Origin of the sequence: Streptomyces sp. 2323.1, from assembly GCF_900221035.1 — a bacterium.
Taxonomy (GTDB): Bacteria; Actinomycetota; Actinomycetes; order Streptomycetales; family Streptomycetaceae; genus Streptomyces; species Streptomyces sioyaensis.
Genome location: NZ_LT907981.1, coordinates 4,534,380 through 4,554,563, shown reverse-complemented (window position 1 = coordinate 4,554,563; position 20,184 = coordinate 4,534,380). Strand labels below are relative to the sequence as shown.

Below are 20,184 nucleotides of genomic sequence, written 5' to 3'. Positions count from 1 at the left end.
CAATGCTCTTGCCTCAGCGCGGACTCCCATGCTAACGGCCTAAGGAAGTGTCCCAATCCACGAGCGGTGAGGGCCTCGTCACTTGTGTATTTCTACGGCGGAAAGCCGCCGTGGAGGCCGGGAATCTGCTACTGCTCGGCGAGCGCCCGCAGCCTGCTCAGCGCACGGTGCTGGGCGACCCGTACGGCGCCGGGCGACATCCCCAGCATCTGGCCGGTCTCCTCGGCGGTCAGCCCGACGGCGACCCGCAGCAGGACCAGCTCGCGCTGGTTCTCCGGAAGGTTCGCCAGCAGCTTTTTGGCCCACTCCGCGTCGCTGCTCAGCAGCGCCCGCTCCTCCGGGCCGAGGGAGTCGTCCGGCTGCTCGGGCATCTCGTCGGACGGCACGGCCGTGCTGCCCGGATGCCGCATCGCCGCCCGCTGCAGATCGGCGACCTTGTGGCCGGCGATGGCGAAGACGAACGCCTCGAAGGGCTTGCCGGTGTCGCGGTAGCGCGGCAGCGCACAGAGCACCGCGACACACACTTCCTGTGCCAGATCCTCGACGAAGTGCCGGGCATCACCCGGCAGCCGCGACAGCCGGGTACGGCAGTAGCGCAGGGCGAGGGGATGCACATGGGCCAGCAGATCGTGGGTGGCCCGCTGGTCACCCTCGACTGCGCGAGCGACGAGATCGCCGATTTCCTGCTTCCCGTCCTCACGCATCGGACCATGGTGCCTTGGCGCCGCACGATCCGCGGCATCAGGTCCGTACTTGTGCGCTGAAGCGTTATGAGCGGCAGGTGCGCCGGCTGTCATGTGCGCCCTCCCCTCGTGCCCGACCGACCCGTCCCCGAGGAACTCCATACCTCAAGGATGCGGCACCGCGCGGCGAATCGGACCGCCGGCGGACGCGGCGGCGGGCGGGGCACCCTGCCACCCCGCCCGCCACAGGGCGGGCGGGGATCCTCACTCCCCCGCATCGCTGCACGTCACAATGCCTTAGCGGACCAGTCCCCAGCGGAAGCCCAGGGCCACCGCATGCGCGCGGTCCGAGGCGCCGAGTTTCTTGAAGAGGCGCCGGGCATGGGTCTTGACCGTGTCCTCGGACAGGAACAGCTCACGGCCGATCTCGGCGTTGGAGCGGCCGTGACTCATGCCCTCCAGCACCTGGATCTCCCGCGCGGTGAGCGTCGGTGCGGCACCCATCTCGGCGGACCGCAGCCGCCGTGGGGCGAGCCGCCACGTCGGGTCGGCCAGCGCCTGGGTCACCGTCGCCCGCAGTTCGGCGCGCGAGGCGTCCTTGTGCAGATAGCCGCGGGCACCGGCGGCGACCGCGAGCGCGACACCGTCCAGGTCCTCGGCCACCGTGAGCATGATGATCCGGGCGCCGGGATCGGCGGACAGCAGCCGGCGCACGGTCTCGACACCGCCGAGACCGGGCATCCGTACGTCCATCAAAATAAGATCCGAGCGATCGGCGCCCCAGCGGCGGAGGACTTCCTCGCCGTTGGCCGCGGTCGTCACACGCTCGACGCCGGGTACGGTCGCAACCGCCCGACGGAGCGCCTCTCGGGCAAGCGGGGAGTCGTCGCAGACGAGGACGGATGTCATGACCGCCCTCCGCAGCTGATGCGCGTCACCTTGAGCCTCCAGGCTGGTACGTATCGTCACCTGTTGCGATTGACGGCCTCGGACACCTGCCCTACGGCTACCTCTGCCAATCGCCTCCGCACACTCAACGACGGTCACTCGAAAGAGTTACGGCTTCGGCGACCGAGTTCAGCACGCTCCGTGAGGAGCCGGATACGCAGACGACTCAACGGGCGACCGGCATCCGCGCGTGCACCCTATGCCCTATTTGGCTCTCTTTCTTCCATTTTGATGGTGACTATGACTAGATTCGCAATGAGTCATATTTACATCTACTTCGACAGTAGATGTACCGTCGTGAGCACCGAGCCCGCATCAGCATCGCTTCGAGGGGACACGCAATGGCAGATTTCTCCCGCCTCCCGGGCCCGAACGCCGATCTGTGGGACTGGCAGCTGCTGGCCGCCTGTCGTGGCGTGGACAGCTCCCTCTTCTTCCACCCGGAGGGCGAGCGCGGAGCGGCCCGCAGCGCGCGTGAGACATCGGCGAAGGAGGTGTGTATGCGCTGCCCGGTACGGGCCGAGTGCGCGGCGCATGCACTGGCCGTCCGCGAGCCCTACGGGGTCTGGGGCGGTCTGACGGAGGACGAACGCGAGGAGCTCATGGGCCGGGCGCGCCACCGGCTGATCCCCGCGTCCTCCATGACCGGTCATGCGGGCGGCTCCGGCGCCTGACCCATGGGAGCGGATCGCTCCTGAAGAAACGTTCCTGCACGAGCCGTGCGGCCGCGGGCTCGGGTGGATGAGGGCTGCGGTGAGCGACGGGGCGGGGATAGCCGGGTGCCTTGGCGGAGCCGTGCGGGCCGGCGGGGTGAGGGTGGCCGGGTGACCTGGCGGAGCCGGGCGGGGCGGGTGGCCGAGTGACCTGGCGGAGCCGGGCGGGCCGGCGGGGCGGGCGTGGCCGGGCGCTCTGGCGGAGCCGGGTGGGCCGGCGAGCCGACGACGATTTCTCGAAGCCGCGCCGGCGGGCGGAGCCGGGCAGGCCGGGTGCTCCGGTCCCCTCAGCTCCCCGCGGCGTGCGCCAGCTGGTCGAGCGTGGCCTCGACGGCGGGGACGTGCGCCAGATCCGGCAGCGTGAGCGCGACGATCTCACGATGGACGGCGGGCTCCATCCGTACGGCCGTGGCCCCCTTGAGGCGTACCGACGTCAGCGTCAGCTCGGGCAGCGCGGCGACCCCCAGGCCGGCGCCCACCAGGCCGATCACCGCGGGATAGTCGTCCGTCGCGAAGTCGATGCGCGGGGTGAAGCCCGCGCTCTCACAGACCTCCACGAGATGCCGGCGGCAGCGGGGGCAGCCCGCGATCCAGGACTCGTCGGCCAGCTCGGAGAAGTGTGCGCTCCCCGCCCTCGCCAGCCGGTGGCCGTCCGGCACCAGGCCCACCAGCCGGTCCGCCAGGATCGGCCGGACGACCAGGTCGTCCCACTCCGCCGCGGCCGCCGGGTCCGCGCCGCGCACTTCCGGGTAGCGGAAGGCCAGGGCGATCTCGCAGTCGCCGTTGCGTAGCATCTCGATCGAGCGCGGGGGTTCGGCCTCGACCAGCGAGACCCGGGTGCCCGGGTGTGCGGCGCGCATCGTGGCCAGGGCGGTCGGCACCAGCGTCGAGTTGCCGGAGGGGAAGGACACCAGCCGCACCCGGCCGGCACGCAGGCCGGCGATGGCCGCGATCTCCTCCTCGGCGGCGGTGAGTCCGGCGATGATGCCGACGGCATGCCGGACGAGCGCCTCGCCCGCCTGGGTCAGCCGCATCTCCCGGCCCGTACGCACCAGCAACGGGGTGCCGGCGGACTGTTCCAGGGCCTTCATCTGCTGGCTGACGGCCGGCTGGGTGCAGCCCAGCTCGCGCGCGGCGGCGGAGAACGAACCGGTCCGGGCGACCGCACGCAGCACACGGAGATGACGGGCCTCGATCATGGATCAATCATAAGCGATTCTTGGGGTGGTCGGGAAAAGGTGCGTCAAAGCTTTTGGGTGGTGCCCCGCGTGGAGCACGGGCGCGGCCGGTAGTGATCCATGACGAGCCGCGAACGGGGAAGATGCGAAGGAGGCCCGCAAGGGCCGCACCGACCGAGCAACGGAGCGCCGTATGAAGCTGCTGACCGTGAATCTGGGGCAGCCCGCACCGTCCGAACACACCCAAGCGGCGAGGGGCACCACCGGTATCGACAAGCGGCCGGTGGACGGCCCGGTGGCGGTGGCCGCTCCCGGACCCAAGGGCACCGGCGGCAGCGGGCTGGCCGGCGACGCGGTGGTCAATCTGCGCCATCACGGCGGTGACGACCAGGCCGTTTACGCCTACGCCCGGGAGGATCTGGACGACTGGCAGCGGGAGCTGGGCCGCGAGCTGGCCAACGGGTCGTTCGGCGAGAACCTCACCACGTCGGGTGTGGAGGTCACCGGAGCGCTGATCGGGGAACACTGGCGGGTCGGCCCGCGGCTGCTGCTGGAGGTGAGCTGTCCGCGTATCCCCTGCCAGACGTTCCAGGGGTGGCTGGGCGAGCACGGGTGGCTGAAGCGGTTCACCCAGGCCGCGGTGCCCGGTGCGTATCTGCGGGTGATCGAGCCGGGGGAGATCCGCGCCGGGGACGCCGTCGAGCTGGTGCACCGGCCGGCTCACGAGGTGAGCATCCGGCTGATGTTCCAGGCGCTGACCACCCGTCGGGAGCTGTTGCCGCGGCTGCTGGAGGCGGGCGGGGCGCTCCCGGAGGAGGCGCGGCGGCGGGCGGAGACGTATATGGAGCGGGAGAAGGGCTGAGCCCCGGGGCCGGACGGCTCCGCGGGCGGGGCGGGCCGGACTGCCGGTGCGGAGAGCTCGGAGGGCAAGAGCCTTGCAGGCCGGGGGCGGTGGGCTCCCGGGCACGGACGGCGAGGCGGCGCGGCGGCGGCCCGTCGGCGGCCGGACGGGCGGCCGACCCGCCGCCGACGGACGGGCGGTCGCGTCGGTGGGGTTGGGGCTCGGGCCGTGTGGCCGGGGCGGATAGCGTGCCCGTATGACGACTGCACTGATCACAGGAGCCACGGCGGGCATCGGGGCGGCGTTCGCCCGGCGGCTGGCGAGCGACGGCCACAGCGTGGTGCTGGTGGCCCGCGACGAGAAGCGACTGAACGAGCAGGCCACCGAGTTGCACGACCGGCACGGCATCGAGGCGGAGGTGCTGAGCGCCGATCTGGCCACCGAGGACGGCATCGCGGCCGTCGAGGCGCGACTTTCGGACACCAAGCACCCGGTGGATCTGCTGGTGAACAACGCCGGCTTCGGCAACAAGGGCGAGTACCTCGAAGTCTCGATGGCCGACGAGCTGACGATGCTGAAGGTGCACTGCGAGGCGGTCCTGCGGCTGACCACGGCCGGGGTGCGCGGGATGCGGGACCGCCGGCGGGGCGCGGTGGTCAATGTGGCGTCGGTGGCGGCTTTCGTGCCGCGCGGCACCTATGGCGCGAGCAAGGCGTGGGTCGTGCAGTTCACCCAGGGCGCCGCGCGGGATCTGGCGGGCAGTGGGGTGCGGCTGATGGCGCTGTGCCCCGGCTTCGTACGGACCGAATTCCATCAGCGGGCCGGGATGGGGACGGAGAACATTCCCGGGTGGATGTGGCTGGACGCGGACAAGCTCGTCGATGCCGCGATGAAGGACCTGACGCGGGGGAAGTCGCTGTCGATTCCGGACCCGCGCTACAAGGCGCTGATGGGTGCGGTGAAGCTGGCGCCCCGTGGGGTGCTGGGCGGGGTCACCTCGCGTACGGGCCGGAAGTACGGGCCGCGCTGACGCCCGGTCGCTTTCCGTGCCGGCGGGTGCGGCGCCGTGGGGGTGCGCCGGTCCGCAGCGCGGGGCCGTGGGGTGCGGTGACGGGCCGGCGGGCCGGTGTCCGGGGAGGTTTCGCCTCATGTTCCGGACACCGCGCCTGACGGCCCGTCATCTTTCGTGGATGGCGGGAGCAGCGCCAGGTGGGTGCGGGTGCCGTCCTGCCAGGTGACCTCGATGCCGTGGCGGGTGAGGCGGGTGGTCGCCAGGGTGTGGACGGGGGCCGGGTCCGGGTCCGCGGTCAGCGAGGCCAGGGCCACGAAGAGGGTGCCCTGGGGGTCGGCGGTGATGGTGCCCTCCACGGCCACGGTTTCGGTATGGGGGCCGAAGAGGGTGCTTCCCGTGGGGGTGCGGCGGGGCGGGGTGTCGTAGCCGTGGACGGGGTGGAGTTGGGCGGTGGGGCCGTCGGGGGTGGTGGCCCAGCCGGTCTGGCGGACGCGGGTGCCGGGGGCGGCGCCGGTGACCCGGTGGGCGCGGAGTTCGGCGCGGCCGTGGACGAGGGTGGCGGACAGGATCCGGATGCCGGCGAGTTCGGTGCCGTCGGCATGGCGCGGCGTGTGGAAGGAGGAGGCCCGGTCGGGCCCGGCCGCATACGGGGTGGCAGGGCCGCGGGTGGTGGGGCGGCCGTCGAGGAGCAGGGCGAAGTGGTTGTCGGGGAGGGCCGGGTCCTCGGTGGCGGGGGCCGTGGGGCCGGTGCGGGTGGAGTAGGCGAAGCGGGCGTAATAGGGGTCGGGGGTGCTGCGGACGGAATTGCTGCCGTGGTTGTGGAGGCGGACCAGGCCGTCGGAGGCGGTGGAGTGGAGCAGCAGGCCCGTGGTACCGAACGGCCCGGCGGCGTCGGCGGTTTCGGCGGGGAGCGCCTCCTCGGACGCGGTCCAGGCGGGATGGGTGGCAGGGAGCAGCAGGCCGAGGAAGCCCTTGGCCCCCCAGTAGGGCGAGGCGGGACCGGAGTAGCTCTGGAGCATCGGTGCGTACGGGCCGTACCAGCCGAGCGGTAACAGGCCGTCCCGGGTGAGGGCGCCGCGGTCGAGGAAGTGCCGCAGGGTCCCGGAGGCGAGGCGGCGGGTGGCGCCGGGGGTGAGCGGGGTGTGTCCGGTGAGGGCGCCCAGCCAGGGGGCGGCCGCGGCGGCGAAGCGGTAGGTGAGCGAGCGGCCGAAGGGCAGCGGTGCACCGTTGGTGTCGAAGAGGCGGGTGCAGGCGTCCAGTTGGGCGTGCAGGCGGGGGCCGTAGGTGGCCAGGAGGGTCCGGTCGGCGCCGAGATGGGCGTGCAGGACCGGGTAGAAGTGCAGCGCCCAGCCGTTGTAGTGGTCGAAGGCGCGGTTGTCGCCGTCCGCATACCAGCCGTCGCCCCGGTACCAGTCCTCGATACGGGTCAGCGCGCGGTCGATGGCCGCCCCGGCGCGGTCGGTCTCGATGCCCGCCTCGCGCAGGAAGCCGCCGACGGTGAGGCCGAAGAGCCACCAGTTGTTGTCGACGGGGGACGGGCCCAAGGCGGGCAGCAGCCACTCGACGACGCGGGCGCGAACGCCCTCGTCGAGGGTGTCCCACAGCCGGCGCCGGGTCAGGCGCAGCCCGAGGGCGAGCGAGGCGGCCTCGACACGGGCCTGGCGGACGGCGTCGATACGGGGCCAGGAATCCGGGTCGGCCGAGGTGAGCTCACGTGCGGCGCTGGGCTTGTGGGTGCCTGCGGCGAGACCCTCGGCGTAACGGGGAAGGTAGCCGTGCGGGTCGCGGCCGTCGGCGCCGGCCACACGGAGCGCGGCGAGCAGAAACGTACGGGCGAAGCCTTCGAGGCCGTCCGAGCGGGGGCCGGAGGAGCTGGGGCGGGCTCCGGGCAGGACGATCAGACCGTGGCGCGGGGAGGCATAGCGGGCGGTGGCCCGCAGCAGACCGTCGGCCGTCGCCTCCCAATGGGCGCGGGTCCAGCCGGTGTACGGGCTACGGCGGCGGTCCTCGGGCGGACGGGGGAAGGGATGGCGTTCGGGAGCGTGCTCGGGCATGGCTTCCCTGGGGCAGAAGATGACGGCCAACCGCCGGGCATCCTTCAGGGGCGACTGACCGGACGTCAAGGCGGCACGGAGGATGATGCATGACCACACCACCCCCCACCGGCCCCCACTCCCCGCCCATGGGAGGGGACGGACCGAAGGACGAAGTCCGTAGGGCCGTCACCGCAGCCGGCACACCACACCGGCCGCAGGCGCCACGGCGAGAAACCACCACGGCGGATCAGCCGGCCGCGTGGGAAGGGCCGCCAGGCGCAGCCGAAAACGTGGGAAGACGCCCGAATCTGCTGCTCGCGATGGGCCCAGGCATCGCCGAGCGCCTGCTGGACGACCAGCGTCGCAGCCGCCTCGTGACGCTGGCCCGCACCGACCCCGGCCTCGTCGCCGACGAGTTGGCCGACCCGGCACCCGCGATCGCCGCCGCACTGGCGGAGGCGGAGGTGCTGCTGACCTGCTGGGGCGCGCCACTCCTGACCAGCCGTGTCCTCGCCGCGGCACCGCGGCTGCGCGCCGTCGTGCACGCCGCCGGTTCGGTCAAACACCACATCACCGAGGTCTGTTGGCAACGCGGTATCGCCGTCGCCTCGGTGGCTTCCGCCAACGCGCTGCCCGTCGCCGAATACACCCTCGCCGCGATCCTCTTCGCCAACAAGCGCGTACTGCACGCCGCCCACCGTTACCGCGCCCTGCGCGCCCCGCACGACTGGCATCGCGAGCTGTCCGACGCCGGCAACTACGGACGCACCGTCGGCATCATCGGCGCCTCCCGCATCGGCCGCCGTCTCATCGCACTCCTACGGCCCTTCGACCTGCACGTCCTGCTCCACGACCCGTACGTCGACGCCGCCGAGGCCGCCCGGCTGGGTGCGGCACCGGTCCCCCTCGACACCCTCTGTGCCGAGAGCGGCATCGTCAGCGTGCACGCCCCCCAGCTGCCCGCCACCCACCACATGCTCGGCGCCCGCGAACTGGCCCTGATGCCGGACGGCGCGACCCTCATCAACACCGCCCGCGGCTCCCTCATCGACGAAACGGCCCTGCTCCCCGAGCTGCTGACCGGCCGCCTCAACGCGGTCCTGGATGTCACCGACCCCGAACTCCCGCCCCCCGACTCCCCGTTGTACGACCTCCCGAACGTCCTGCTCACCCCGCACATCGCCGGTTCCCTGGGCGGCGAACTCCACCGCCTGGCCGACCGGGCGCTGGACGAGGTGGCGCGGTTCGCGTCCGGCCTGCCCTTTGCAGACCCGGTGCACCCGACGGACCAGGACCGCTCGGCCTGACCGCACCAAAAGCCCTATTTTTCACTAAAATGGAGGCGTTCCACCCAGCTCCGGGAGGCACCATGAAATTCGTACAGATAATCGATTACAAGACCGAGCGGCCCGAGGGCATGAACGAACTCATGGACAAGTGGGTCGAGCAGACCAAGGGCAAGCGGACCGCCACCCACAGCCTCGTCGGCAAGGACCGGTCCGACCCGTCCCACTACGTCGAGATCGTCGAATTCCCTTCGCACGACGAGGCGGTGAAGAACTCCCACCTCCCGGAGACCGACCGGATCTTCCAGGAGATGGTGGCGCTCTGCGACGGGATGCCGTCGTTCACCGACCTCGACGTCGTCCGGGACGAACAGTTGAACACCGCAACCGCCCGCCGTTTCTTCCACGAGATCGCCGTCGGGGGCAACCTCGGCGCCATCGACGAGGTGTTCGCGGCCGACTACCGGGACCACGACATCATCAAGGAGGAGGAGACCGTGACCGGGTCCGACGTCATGCGGAGTGACGTCGCCGGATGGCGCGCCGCCTTCGACTTCACGTTCAACCTCGAATCCCAGATCGCCCAGGGCGACGACGTCGTGACGCGGTGGACGTGGACCGGCACGCACAAAGGCGCATTCATGGGCGTCCAGCCGACCGGCAAGGTGTGCACCATGACCGGCACCACGACCTTCCGGTTCCATGACGGAAAGATCCAGGAAGGCTGGTGGCACTACGACGTCATGGGCCTGATGCGGCAACTCGGCGCGCTCTGACCAGGCCGTCGAGACCCGAGCGGGCACAGCGTCCAGACATCGCGGCATCCAGGCATCGAACGAGGAGCCCCTGTTCCCGTCGCTCACGAGCGGGAACAGGGGCTCCTCTACCGACTAGCCGGACCGACTACTGCCGGCTTTCCGTCGGCTGTGCGTCAGTGCGCGTGGCCGTGACCGTGACCGGCCTCCGGCTCGTCCTCGGCGGGCTTCTCGACGACCAGGGTCTCGGTCGTCAGCAGCAGCGAGGCGATCGACGCGGCGTTCTCCAGCGCGGAGCGGGTGACCTTGACCGGGTCGATGACGCCGGCCTTGACCAGGTCGCCGTACTCGCCGGTGGCGGCGTTGAAGCCGTTGCCCTTGTCCTGCTCGGCGACCTTCGCGGTGATGACGTAGCCCTCAAGGCCGGCGTTCTCCGCGATCCAGCGCAGCGGCTCGACGACGGCGCGGCGGACGACGGCGACACCGGTGGCCTCGTCACCCTCCTTGCCGAGGGAGCCCTCCAGCACCTTGGCGGCGTGCACCAGAGCGGAGCCACCACCGGAGACGATGCCCTCCTCGACCGCGGCGCGGGTCGCGGAGATGGCGTCCTCCAGACGGTGCTTCTTCTCCTTGAGCTCGACCTCGGTGGCCGCACCCACGCGGATGACGCAGACGCCACCGGCGAGCTTGGCGAGGCGCTCCTGGAGCTTCTCGCGGTCCCAGTCGGAGTCGGTGGTCTCGATCTCGGCCTTGATCTGGGCGACGCGTCCGGTGACGTCGTCGGCCTTGCCGCCACCGTCGACGATGGTGGTGTCGTCCTTGGTGACGGTCACCCGGCGGGCGGTGCCGAGCACGTCCAGACCGGCCTGGTCGAGCTTGAGGCCGACCTCCTCGGCGATGACGGTCGCACCGGTGAGGGTGGCGATGTCGCCGAGCATGGCCTTGCGGCGGTCACCGAAGCCGGGGGCCTTGACGGCCACGGCGTTGAAGGTGCCACGGATCTTGTTGACGACCAGGGTCGACAGGGCCTCGCCCTCGACGTCCTCGGCGATGATCAGCAGCGGCTTGGAGGCACCGGCCTGGATGACCTTCTCCAGGAGCGGCAGCAGGTCCTGGATCGAGGAGATCTTGCCCTGGTGGATCAGGATGTACGGGTCCTCGAGGACGGCCTCCATACGCTCCTGGTCGGTGACCATGTACGGCGAGAGGTAGCCCTTGTCGAAGGCCATGCCCTCGGTGAAGTCGAGCTCCAGACCGAAGGTGTTGGACTCCTCGACGGTGATGACACCGTCCTTGCCGACCTTGTCCATCGCCTCGGCGATGAGCTCGCCGACCTGCTTGTCCTGGGCGGACAGGCCGGCCACGGCGGCGATGTCGGACTTGTCGTCGATCGGGCGGGCGGTCGCGAGGAGCTCGTCGGACACGGCCTTGACGGCGGCGTCGATGCCCTTCTTGAGCGCGGCCGGGGAGGCGCCCGCCGCGACGTTGCGCAGGCCCTCGCGGACCAGCGCCTGGGCCAGCACGGTGGCGGTGGTGGTGCCGTCACCCGCGATGTCGTTGGTCTTGGTCGCCACCTCCTTGACGAGCTGGGCGCCAAGGTTCTCGTACGGGTCGTCGACCTCGACCTCACGGGCGATGGTGACGCCGTCGTTGGTGATGGTCGGGGCGCCGAACTTCTTGTCGATGACGACGTTGCGGCCCTTGGGGCCGATCGTCACCTTGACGGTGTCGGCAAGCTTGTTGACGCCGCGCTCAAGGGCGCGACGGGCGTCCTCGTCGAACTTCAGGATCTTCGCCATGGGTTGCTTCAAGTCCTCTCATTGCGATCCTCGGCCACGCAGTGGGGACCGCTGTCGCTCAAACGAACTGCGCCCCTGCCCCGGGTTGTTTAGACGCGGGAACCAGGGGCGCAGATCACGGCAAAACCGGTGACTTACTTCTCGACGATCGCGAGAACGTCGCGAGCCGAGAGAACGAGGTAGTCCTCGTTGTTGTACTTCACCTCGGTGCCGCCGTACTTGCTGTAGAGAACGACGTCGCCGACCTTGACGTCGAGCTCGACGCGCTTGCCGTCTTCGACACGGCCCGGGCCCACGGCCAGGACGACGCCCTCCTGGGGCTTCTCCTTGGCGGTGTCCGGAATGACCAGGCCCGAGGCCGTGGTCTGCTCGGCGTCGAGCGGCTGGACCACAATGCGGTCCTCAAGCGGCTTGATGGCAACCTTGGAGCTGGTGGTCGTCACGATCCGACCTCCCCCTTCGGAGATCTCACGGGGTTAACTGTCTGAGGTGGCGACCAGGTGGATCCGTCGTCGCGGGTGCCGGACCTGCCCGTCGCTGTGTTGGCACTCCCCACTGGAGAGTGCCAACGCCGAGACTATGACGCGGTTAGCACTCGGTCAAGCGGAGTGCCAGCGCGGCGAGGGGGAGGGTTCCGCCGACCCCGTTGACCCGCCGTACGGCGCCGCGCCCCCCGGCCGCCCCCGGCCCCCACTTACGGCCCTCCGGGGCCGGATCCGGGCAGTTTTGGGGGGCGACCTCTGGGCGACTCCCGCGAAATCAGCCATAAATCGGACACACCTTCTCTTCCCTCGCAACCACGCCACGGGCTGCCTCGTCTACCTCCTTGCCGCCGAACCGACGAACCGGGCGCACTCCCGGACGGCCGGCGGCGTCGACGACCGATGGCGGAGGACTCCCGTGCGTGGACCGACCAGCGCTCCCCGGGCTGCCAGGGAGCGGGAGAGCGATGCCGAACGCACCATGACGTTCGCCGCGCTGGCCCAGGCACCGGACCGCCGGCGGACCGAGGCGTGGCTGCTCGTCCTCGTCGTCCTGATCGCGGACTTCGGCTACGCCTACACCGGTCTGTCGATGACCGGCCGGCTGCCGGGCGGGCTGACCGGCTTCGCCGTCAGCATGCTGTTCGTGGCGCTGGTCCCGCATCTGGTGCTGCGCCGCTTCGCGCCCCGCGCCGATCCGCTGATCCTGCCGCTTGCGACGCTGTTGACCGGGATAGGCCTGGTGCTGCTGCACCGCCTGGACGTCACCTACGCACAAAAGCCCCGGCTGAAGATCGCCGAGGCGGCGAGCGGCCAGCTGGTGTGGACGGTGATCGGGGTCGCCGTGTGCATCGTCATCCTGATGGTGCTGCGCGACCACCGCATTCTGCAGCGCTACATCTATCTGACGATGGTGGTCGCGCTGGTGCTGCTGATGGCGCCGGCCTTCTTCGGCGCCGACATGTACGGCGCCAAGCGCTGGATCCTGCTCGGGCCGCTGTCGCTGCAGCCCGGCGAGTTCGTGAAGATCATGATCTCGGTGTTCTTCGCGGGCTACCTCACCGTCAACCGCGATGCGCTGGCGCTGGCCGGGCGACGGGTGCTGGGCGTCCAGCTGCCCCCGGGGCGGCAGCTCGCACCGATCTTCACGATCTGGGTGATCAGCCTGCTGGTGCTGGTCTTCGAACGGGACCTGGGCACCTCGCTGATCTTCTTCGGGGTCTTCGTGATCATGCTCTACATGGCCACCGAGCGCACCAGTTGGGTGCTCTGCGGGCTGGCCATGGCCGTGGTCGGTGCCACCGTGGTCGGCTCGACGGAACCGCACGTCAAGGGCCGGATCATGGCCTGGCTGCACCCGATGGACATCTTCCTGCCGCAGGCCCAGCGGCCGCCGGGCCTGATCTCCGACCAGGCCGCGCAGGCGCTGTTCAGCTTCGGCAGCGGCGGGATCGCGGGCAGCGGCCTGGGCCAGGGCCACCCCGAACTGATCGGCTTCGCCGGCAACAGCGACTTCATCCTCACCACCGTGGGCGAGGAACTGGGCCTGGCCGGGGTGATGGCCGTGCTCATGCTGTACGTGCTGCTCGCCCAGCGCGGCTTGCGGGTGGGCCTGACGGCCCGCGACCCGTTCGGCAAGCTGCTGGCGGTCGGGCTTTCCGGGGCCCTGCTGCTCCAGGTCTTCGTCGTCGCCGGCGGCGTCACCGGCCTGATCCCCCTGACCGGCAAGGCCCTCCCCTTCCTGGCCAAGGGCGGCTCCTCCCTCGTCGCAAACTGGGTGATGGTGGCGCTACTGCTACGCATCAGCGACCATGCGCAGCGCCGGCGGGAGCCGGCCTAGCCGGCGTGAGCCGGCGTAGTTTTCCCACGTTGTCGGCTTTCCCGCCGTTGCGCTTTGCGGCGCGGCCCACGTTGTCGGCTGACCCGCCGTAGTGGTTGTTCGCCGTTGCGCTTTGCGGCGCGCCCCACGGTGTCGGCTGACCCGCCGTAGTGGTTGTTCGGCGTTGCGCCTGCGGCGGGCGTGGGTTGTCGGGTGCGGTGCCGCTCCTCCGGACTTCGTCCTGCGGCTCGGCCCCTCCCGTGGTGGGGAGGAAACAGGCCGGTGGGGGTGCTTGTAGGTGGTCCGGTGCGCCTAGTCGGTCGCAGTAGCTGGCTACCGTGGCGCGCCCCCACTCACCTTCTCTTTTCCCACAACGGGAGGGGACGGGCCGGAGGGGCCGGTGTGTGGGACGTAAAGCGAAGCAGTCCCACACACCGGCCCCGGAGGTCCGTCACCGCACCCGACACCCACCCAGCCCGCCGCAGGCGCAACGGCGAGAAGCAACCACGGCGGGAAAGACAAAAACGTGCGCCGCGCCGCAAAGCGCAGCAACCCCCACGGCGGGAAAGACAAAAACGTGGGAAGAGACAATGACCCCATGAACGACCTCGACACTTTCGTCGGCCTGCTTGCCCCGGAGGGGCAGGCCCTGCTTGCCGAGTTGCGGGACCACGACCCCGCCAACGAGTTGGCGGCAGCCACCCGGCTGCGCCGGGACCACCCCGCGCCGCTGGTCTCCGCCGCTCTCGGCCAGGCCCGGCTGCGCCAGCGCGCGGCGGCGAAGTTCGGGGCGGACGCGCAGCTGATGTACTTCACGCCGAACGGCGTCGAGCAGTCCACCCGCACCACCGTCGCCGCCCACCGCGCGGCCCGGTTCGCCGCGCTCGGCGTCCGTACGCTGGCCGATCTGTGCTGCGGCATCGGCGGTGACGCGCTGGCGCTGGCGCGGGCCGGGATCCGGGTGCTGGCCGTCGACCGCGACCCGCTGGCCTGTGCGGCGGCCCGGGCCAATGCCGAGGTGCTGGGGCTCGCGGAGCTGATCGAGGTGCGCTGCGCGGACGTGACGGAGGTGGACACCGCCGGATATGACGCGGTGTTCGTCGATCCGGCGCGGCGCAGCAAGGCCCGCGGCGGCCGCATCTTCGACCCGGAGGCGTACTCACCGCCGCTGTCGTGGGCCGTCGAGACGGCCCGTACGGCGCCCTGCGCGGCGCTGAAGATCGCGCCCGGGGTGCCGCACGACGCCCTGCCCGAGGACGCCGAGACGGAGTGGATCTCGGACGGCGGCGACGTCAAGGAGGCCGTGGTGTGGTTCGGGTCGGCAGAGGAGGGCGCGGCCCGCCCGGCCCCGGGCGGGCGCCGCGCCACCCTGCTGCCGGCCGGCGAGACCCTGCTCGGAGCGGGGCTGCCGGCTCCGGCCGCCGACCCGGCCGCAGACGAGGCGGACCGTCCCCCGGTGGGCCCGGTCGGAGACTGGCTGTACGAACCGGACGGCGCCGTGATCCGGGCCCACCTCGTGGCGGACGTCGCCCGGCAGATCGGCGGGCGGCTGATCGATCCGACCATCGCGTACATCACCGCGGACCGGCTGACGGCGACGCCGTACGCGACCGGCTACGCGCTCACCGACGTGCTGCCGTTCAACGTCAAGAAGCTCAAGGCGCTGCTGCGGGAGCGCGAGGTCGGGGTCGCGGTGATCAAGAAGCGGGGGTCCGCGGTGGAGCCCGAGGAGCTGCGAAAGAAGCTGAAGCTCGGCGGTGGGCGCAACTCCTGCACGATCTTCCTCACCCGGGTCGCCGGCGCCCCCGCCATGCTGCTGGGGCACCCGGCCACGGACCCGGTCACGCCAGGTCGGTGAGGTCCTCGGCGTAGATCTGGGAGAGCGGCTGCGGGCCGATGTACTGCTGGCAGGTGCACTGCCCGGCCTCGTACTGGACCGGGCGGTGGTCCTCGTCCCAGACCACCGCCACCTCGACCCGCTCATGGCACTTGCCCCGCTTGTCGTGCTTGGCGAGGTGGTGGGTGCAGCCGCACACCGGCTCCGGCGGTTTGTGGGCGGCGGCCAGCTCCTGCCGCTCCTGGCGCGCGGTCTCCAGCCGCTCCATCTTGCGTTCATGGCGGGTGCGCAGCGCCGTACGGGCGGCGTCCACGACCTTCGCGAATCCGCCCGCCATGAAGAAGATGAAGACCCACCAGAACCAGTCCACGGCCTGCCGCCTCCCCGCGTGCGCGCCCAGTGCTGGTTGCCAGGGTAAGACCTGGGGCCACGCACCGGGCGGGGGGAGTCGACAGCGCGCGAAGAACGACAAACGCGCCCCGCCCACGGCCGTCTTCAGGAGTAGAGGTTGTGCTTGCTCATCTCGTGCACGTGGTCGTGGTCGTGGCCGTGGTGGTGCGCGGCCGGGGCGGCGGGCGCCTCGCCGGGCACGTGCGGCTCGGTGACCGGCAGCGACGAGTCCGCGGACAGGTCCCAGTCGGAGGCCGCGCGGCCGCGGGTCACCATCTCCGCGCCCAGGGCGGCGACCATCGCACCGTTGTCGGTGCACAGCTTGGGCCGCGGCACCCGCAGCGTGATGCCTGCGTCCTCGCAGCGGCGCTCGGCCATCGCCCGCAGCCGGGAGTTGGCCGCCACCCCGCCGCCGATCATCAGATGCTCCACGCCGTTGTCCTTGCAGGCCCGGACGGCCTTACGGGTCAGCACATCCACCACGGCCTCCTGGAAGGACGCCGAGACGTCCGCCACCGGCACCTCCTCGCCGGCCGCCCGCTTGGCCTCGATCCAGCGCGCGACGGCCGTCTTCAGGCCGGAGAAGGAGAAGTCGTAGACCGGGTCGCGGGGACCGGTCAGCCCGCGCGGGAAGCGGATCGCGTCGGGGTTGCCCTCGCGTGCGTAGCGGTCGATGACCGGGCCTCCCGGGAAGCCGAGGTGGAGCACCCGGGCGATCTTGTCGAAGGCCTCGCCGGCCGCGTCGTCGATGGTCGAGCCGAGCGGGCGTACGTCGGAGGTGATGTCGGGGGCGAGGAGGAGCGAGGAGTGGCCGCCGGAGACCAGCAGGGCCATCGTCGGCTCGGGCAGCGGGCCGTGCTCCAGCTGGTCGACACAGATGTGCGAGGCGAGGTGGTTGACGCCGTAGAGCGGCTTGCCGAGGGCGTAGGCGTACGCCTTGGCGGCCGAGACGCCGACCAGCAGCGCACCGGCCAGGCCCGGTCCCGCGGTGACCGCGATCCCGTCCAGGTCGGAGGCGGCGACCCCGGCGTCCTTCAGGGCCCGCTGGATGGTGGGGACCATCGCCTCCAGGTGGGCGCGCGAGGCCACCTCCGGCACCACCCCTCCGAAGCGGGCGTGCTCGTCGACGCTGGAGGCGACCGCGTCCGCGAGGAGGGTGTGGCCGCGGACGATGCCGACACCGGTCTCGTCGCAGGAGGTCTCGATGCCGAGGACGAGCGGTCCGCCGCGTGAGTCAGCCATGAGTGTCAAGTTCCTTGTACGGGGGGTGCTTCGGAGGAGGTCTGGGTGGTGCGGCGCATCACCAGGGCGTCGTGGTTGCCGGGCTGGTAGTAGCCGCGGCGGAAGCCGATCGGCTCGAAGCCGAACCGCTCGTAGAGGCGCTGGGCGCGGAGGTTGTCGACCCGTACCTCCAGCAGCACCTCATGGCACTCGAAGTCCGTGGCGGCCCCGAGGAGTTCGGTCAGCAGCCGGGAGCCGAGGCCGGAGCCCCACTGGTCGCGGGCGGTGGCAATGGTCTGGATGTCGCCGGTGCCGTCGATGGCGGCGAGTCCGCCGTAGCCGACCAGCCGCCCTGACCGCTCGGCGACGAGATAGCGGCGGGTGGCCTGCGGCCCGCGGGCATGGGCCAGCTCGGACCAGAACATGCCGGGCGACCAGGCGTCCTCGGGGAACAGCTCCCGTTCCAGCTCCAGCACCGGCGCAAGATCCCACCAGCGCATCTCGCGCAGCACCAGGCCGCGGTCGACGGGGCTGCCCGGCGGCGGCGCCGGGGGGCGGGGGTCGGGCGACGGGCGGACGCTCACCGGGGAGTGACCACCTTGTAGTTGGCCGGGACCTGGGCGTCCGGGCGGCGCAGATACAGCGGCTGCGGGGGCAGCATCTCCTCGCCGGCCGCCAGCTTCGCTGCGGCCAGCGCGGCCAGCGCGGCGGCGGACTGGTGCTCGGGCCCGTCGCGCCGGACGCCGGTGAAGACCGTGTCGTAGAGCAGCGCGCCCGCGCCCACGGCGGGGACCCCGGCCACCTCGTCGGCGATGTCCGCGGGGCGGTCGACGGCGGGCTCGGTCAGCCGGGTCGCCGGGCAGGGCGGCGTGCCGGGCTCGCCGGGCGTCGTGCCGGGCTCGTAGCGCGCCCAGTAGACCTCCTTGCGGCGGGCGTCGGTGGCCACGATGAAGGGCTCGGTCAGCCCGGCGGCGTGGGCGAGGCCGTCGAGCGTGCACAGGCCGTGGACGGGGACGCCGAGCACCGCCCCGAAGGTGGCGGCGGTCACCAGGCCGACCCGCAGGCCGGTGTACGGCCCGGGGCCCACGCCGACCACGATGTCGCTGACCGCGTCAAGCTTCCGGCCGGCCTCGGCCAGTACCCGGTCGACGGCGGGCAGCAGCAGTTCGCCGTGCCGGCGGGCGTCCACCTGACGGGACTCGGCGAGGACGCCGGATCCGTCGTGGAGCGCGACGGTGACGGCGGGGGTGGCGGTGTCAAGAGCTAGCAGCAGCACGCCTCAAGACTACGGCTCGGCGGGCGGTCCCCGTTCCGGTGCTACCGTCGCCCCCGTAGTCAGCAGCAAGCAGCCCGGCGTCCAGGCCCGGGGCTCCCCGCCGGCGGCGGGGAGCGGGAGGAAAGGTGGCACAGCGGTGCCCGCTAAGAGCAGCACGATCGTCACCGCGCTGACGGCGGCGGCCCTGGTCGCGGTCGGGGTGCTCGGGTACCAGGCCTCGGCGTCCGCCCCGGACACTCTCAACGAGGCCCGCAAGGACAGCCACCACGCCCCCAAGAACCACCAGGACCGGCACGACAAGAAGGACAAGGCGCCCGCTCCGGCCCCGGTCCCCGCGGCCTCCGGCACGGGCCAGCGGATCGTCTACTCGCTCGGCGCCAAGCGGGTCTGGCTGGTCGACGCGAAGGGCACGGCACGGCGTACGTTCCCGGTCACGCCCAGTACGGTCAGCCCCCCGCCGGGCAGCTACGCGGTCGGCTCGCGGTCGGTGAGCGTGACGGGCTCGGACGGCATCGCGATCGAGCACGTCGTGCGGTTCGCCGCCGTCAACGGCGTCACGGTCGGCTTCAGCGCCGCCGTGAACGGTTCGCGGCCCGCACCGGGCCCGGCGAAGAAGACCGGCGGCATCCGTGAGTCGCGCGAGGACGGCAAGGCGATGTGGGACTTCGCACTGCACGGCACCAAGGTCGTCGTGGTCTCCTGACCCGCGCACGGACCCGAACCGGGCAGCCCCGGGACCGCCGCGCTGTCGCCCCTACGGGCTACGCCGCGTCCCGGCCGCCGGTGGACGCCGGCCTCGTCCCGGCCCCGGCTCCCTCTTCCCGGTCCTTCTCCTGCTTTTCCTTCACGTCCTGCTCGTCCGGAGCGCCCGGCCCCGCGGTCCGGCGGTCCTCTTCGGCGGCGTCAGGGGGCGTGGAGACGGCGCTGGCCGCGGCGCACGCCGCCAGCAGCTCATTCATGGTCGGCGTCTCGCGCGCCTCGCGCCCGGCCGCCTCGACGGGCCCTTCAGGCGTAGGGAAGGGCTGGTGGGCCGACATGGACGCCTCCCGGGGCTCCTGGGGCAAAGCGACAGAAGCTAGGCTGGCTACTTAGGCTGACCTAACTAGGGGTCTCTTCCCATGTCACCACGCCCGGCACCAGGTACGCAACATCTTACCGACGGCTTGTCGGAAACTACGGGCGTGCGGCCCGTCCCACTGCCGCTCCACAGCGGCGCGGCGGCCGAGGGTTTCGCCCCGCGGTCAGCAGGTCTCCAGGGCGGGCAGCCCGGCGTCCGCCCAGCGCGCGCCGAAGCCGGTCACCGTCACCTCGCGGACGTCGTCCACCTCGGCCACCTCGTCCACATCGGTCTCCGGCGCCCCGGCCGGGCCGTCGCTCCCCACGGCCCGCCCGATGACCACATGCAGCCGGTCCTCGGACAGCTCCTCGACCTTGCCCTCGCCCCACTCCACGACCACCACCGACTCCGGCAGCGAGACATCGAGGTCGAGGTCCTCCATCTCGTCCAGGCCGCCGCCGAGCCGGTAGGCGTCGACATGCACCAGCGGGGGGCCGCCGGCCAGCGAGGGGTGGACCCGGGCGATGACGAAGGTGGGGGAGGTGACCGCGCCGCGCACGCCCAGGCCCTCGCCCAGGCCGCGGGTCAGCGTGGTCTTTCCGGCGCCCAGCTCACCGGTGAGCAGCACCAGGTCGCCGGGGCGCAGCAGCGGGGCCAGCCGACGGCCCAACTCCTGCATCTGGTCAGGGGACTTGACGGTGAGGTGCGCGATCGCGCCGGTGGTGCTCATGCCGCAAATGGTACGGCCCGGACGCGGTGGCGGTCCCGGACCGGGTGACCGGCCGGGCCGCCGGGCGAGTGGATCATGCCTGGTCGGGGGCCCGGTGGCCGTGCGAGGGCACGCCTCCGGG

20 protein-coding genes are annotated in these 20,184 nt (G+C 71.7%); 8 read left to right on the top strand and 12 right to left on the bottom strand.

Going from position 1 to position 20,184, the window contains the following annotated elements:
* Positions 1-128 precede the first annotated feature (128 nt).
* Together CPH93_RS19635 and CPH93_RS19630 are read right to left on the bottom strand one after the other, a co-directional pair.
* Positions 129-704: a sigma-70 family RNA polymerase sigma factor gene (locus tag CPH93_RS19635; protein ID WP_040899000.1), complete on the bottom strand. Its 576-nt coding sequence runs from the start codon at positions 702-704 to the stop codon at positions 129-131.
* A gap of 276 nt (positions 705-980) precedes the next feature.
* Positions 981-1,592: a response regulator transcription factor gene (locus CPH93_RS19630; RefSeq protein WP_003948568.1), complete on the bottom strand. Its 612-nt coding sequence runs from the start codon at positions 1,590-1,592 to the stop codon at positions 981-983.
* A 380-nt stretch (positions 1,593-1,972) separates the two neighbouring features.
* On the opposite strand from CPH93_RS19630, the gene CPH93_RS19625 reads away from it, so the two are divergent.
* Complete coding sequence (locus CPH93_RS19625) at positions 1,973-2,305, top strand: WhiB family transcriptional regulator (RefSeq protein ID WP_006604929.1); 333 nt, start codon at positions 1,973-1,975, stop codon at positions 2,303-2,305.
* A 326-nt stretch (positions 2,306-2,631) separates the two neighbouring features.
* On the opposite strand, the gene CPH93_RS19620 is transcribed toward CPH93_RS19625, so the two are convergent.
* Positions 2,632-3,543 carry a LysR family transcriptional regulator gene (locus CPH93_RS19620; protein ID WP_093483774.1) on the bottom strand — a complete coding sequence of 304 codons (912 nt, stop codon included), beginning with the start codon at positions 3,541-3,543 and terminating at the stop codon, positions 2,632-2,634.
* Between the two features lie 172 nt (positions 3,544-3,715).
* On the opposite strand from CPH93_RS19620, the gene CPH93_RS19615 reads away from it, so the two are divergent.
* Positions 3,716-4,384 (top strand): MOSC domain-containing protein, encoded by a 669-nt coding sequence (locus CPH93_RS19615; RefSeq protein WP_096213563.1) that lies wholly within the window; start codon positions 3,716-3,718, stop codon positions 4,382-4,384.
* A 235-nt stretch (positions 4,385-4,619) separates the two neighbouring features.
* Complete coding sequence (locus tag CPH93_RS19610; RefSeq protein ID WP_006604926.1) at positions 4,620-5,393, top strand: SDR family NAD(P)-dependent oxidoreductase; 774 nt, start codon at positions 4,620-4,622, stop codon at positions 5,391-5,393.
* A 116-nt stretch (positions 5,394-5,509) separates the two neighbouring features.
* Here CPH93_RS19610 and CPH93_RS19605 read toward each other — a convergent pair whose 3' ends face one another.
* Positions 5,510-7,429 (bottom strand): DUF2264 domain-containing protein, encoded by a 1,920-nt coding sequence (locus CPH93_RS19605; RefSeq protein WP_096213562.1) that lies wholly within the window; start codon positions 7,427-7,429, stop codon positions 5,510-5,512.
* A 302-nt stretch (positions 7,430-7,731) separates the two neighbouring features.
* On the opposite strand from CPH93_RS19605, the gene CPH93_RS19600 reads away from it, so the two are divergent.
* Entirely contained in the window at positions 7,732-8,718 is a 987-nt protein-coding gene (locus CPH93_RS19600) for a hydroxyacid dehydrogenase (protein ID WP_096213561.1), read from the top strand.
* A 62-nt stretch (positions 8,719-8,780) separates the two neighbouring features.
* Positions 8,781-9,473 (top strand): ester cyclase, encoded by a 693-nt coding sequence (locus tag CPH93_RS19595; RefSeq protein ID WP_093483778.1) that lies wholly within the window; start codon positions 8,781-8,783, stop codon positions 9,471-9,473.
* A gap of 155 nt (positions 9,474-9,628) precedes the next feature.
* On the opposite strand, the gene groL is transcribed toward CPH93_RS19595, so the two are convergent.
* A complete protein-coding gene (gene groL / locus CPH93_RS19590) occupies positions 9,629-11,251 on the bottom strand; it encodes a chaperonin GroEL (protein ID WP_093648921.1) in 1,623 nt (540 codons plus the stop codon).
* 134 nt (positions 11,252-11,385) lie between these two features.
* Entirely contained in the window at positions 11,386-11,694 is a 309-nt protein-coding gene (groES, locus tag CPH93_RS19585) for a co-chaperone GroES (RefSeq protein WP_018090856.1), read from the bottom strand.
* A gap of 520 nt (positions 11,695-12,214) precedes the next feature.
* On the opposite strand from groES, the gene CPH93_RS19580 reads away from it, so the two are divergent.
* Positions 12,215-13,573 (top strand): FtsW/RodA/SpoVE family cell cycle protein, encoded by a 1,359-nt coding sequence (locus CPH93_RS19580; RefSeq protein ID WP_006604921.1) that lies wholly within the window; start codon positions 12,215-12,217, stop codon positions 13,571-13,573.
* Between the two features lie 577 nt (positions 13,574-14,150).
* Positions 14,151-15,410 carry a class I SAM-dependent methyltransferase gene (locus CPH93_RS19575; RefSeq protein ID WP_096213560.1) on the top strand — a complete coding sequence of 420 codons (1,260 nt, stop codon included), beginning with the start codon at positions 14,151-14,153 and terminating at the stop codon, positions 15,408-15,410.
* Here the strand turns inward: CPH93_RS19575 and CPH93_RS19570 are convergent.
* The 4 genes from CPH93_RS19570 to tsaB form a co-directional block, all read right to left on the bottom strand.
* Complete coding sequence (locus tag CPH93_RS19570) at positions 15,394-15,759, bottom strand: hypothetical protein (protein ID WP_006604919.1); 366 nt, start codon at positions 15,757-15,759, stop codon at positions 15,394-15,396. The genes CPH93_RS19575 and CPH93_RS19570 overlap by 17 nt on opposite strands.
* Positions 15,760-15,884: 125 nt before the next feature.
* Positions 15,885-17,021 carry a tRNA (adenosine(37)-N6)-threonylcarbamoyltransferase complex transferase subunit TsaD gene (gene tsaD, locus CPH93_RS19565; RefSeq protein WP_093648924.1) on the bottom strand — a complete coding sequence of 379 codons (1,137 nt, stop codon included), beginning with the start codon at positions 17,019-17,021 and terminating at the stop codon, positions 15,885-15,887.
* A gap of 5 nt (positions 17,022-17,026) precedes the next feature.
* Complete coding sequence (gene rimI, locus CPH93_RS19560) at positions 17,027-17,584, bottom strand: ribosomal protein S18-alanine N-acetyltransferase (protein WP_093483783.1); 558 nt, start codon at positions 17,582-17,584, stop codon at positions 17,027-17,029.
* Entirely contained in the window at positions 17,581-18,276 is a 696-nt protein-coding gene (gene tsaB / locus CPH93_RS19555; protein ID WP_096213559.1) for a tRNA (adenosine(37)-N6)-threonylcarbamoyltransferase complex dimerization subunit type 1 TsaB, read from the bottom strand. Before tsaB ends, rimI begins: the two co-directional genes overlap by 4 nt.
* A gap of 136 nt (positions 18,277-18,412) precedes the next feature.
* Between tsaB and CPH93_RS19550 the strand changes: the two genes are divergently transcribed.
* Entirely contained in the window at positions 18,413-18,979 is a 567-nt protein-coding gene (locus tag CPH93_RS19550) for a L,D-transpeptidase (RefSeq protein ID WP_093483785.1), read from the top strand.
* A 58-nt stretch (positions 18,980-19,037) separates the two neighbouring features.
* Here CPH93_RS19550 and CPH93_RS19545 read toward each other — a convergent pair whose 3' ends face one another.
* Together CPH93_RS19545 and tsaE are read right to left on the bottom strand one after the other, a co-directional pair.
* Positions 19,038-19,313, bottom strand: coding sequence for a hypothetical protein (locus CPH93_RS19545; protein ID WP_096213558.1), 276 nt, complete (start codon positions 19,311-19,313; stop codon positions 19,038-19,040).
* Between the two features lie 204 nt (positions 19,314-19,517).
* Positions 19,518-20,063: a tRNA (adenosine(37)-N6)-threonylcarbamoyltransferase complex ATPase subunit type 1 TsaE gene (tsaE, locus tag CPH93_RS19540; RefSeq protein ID WP_093483787.1), complete on the bottom strand. Its 546-nt coding sequence runs from the start codon at positions 20,061-20,063 to the stop codon at positions 19,518-19,520.
* Positions 20,064-20,184: the final 121 nt, after the last annotated feature.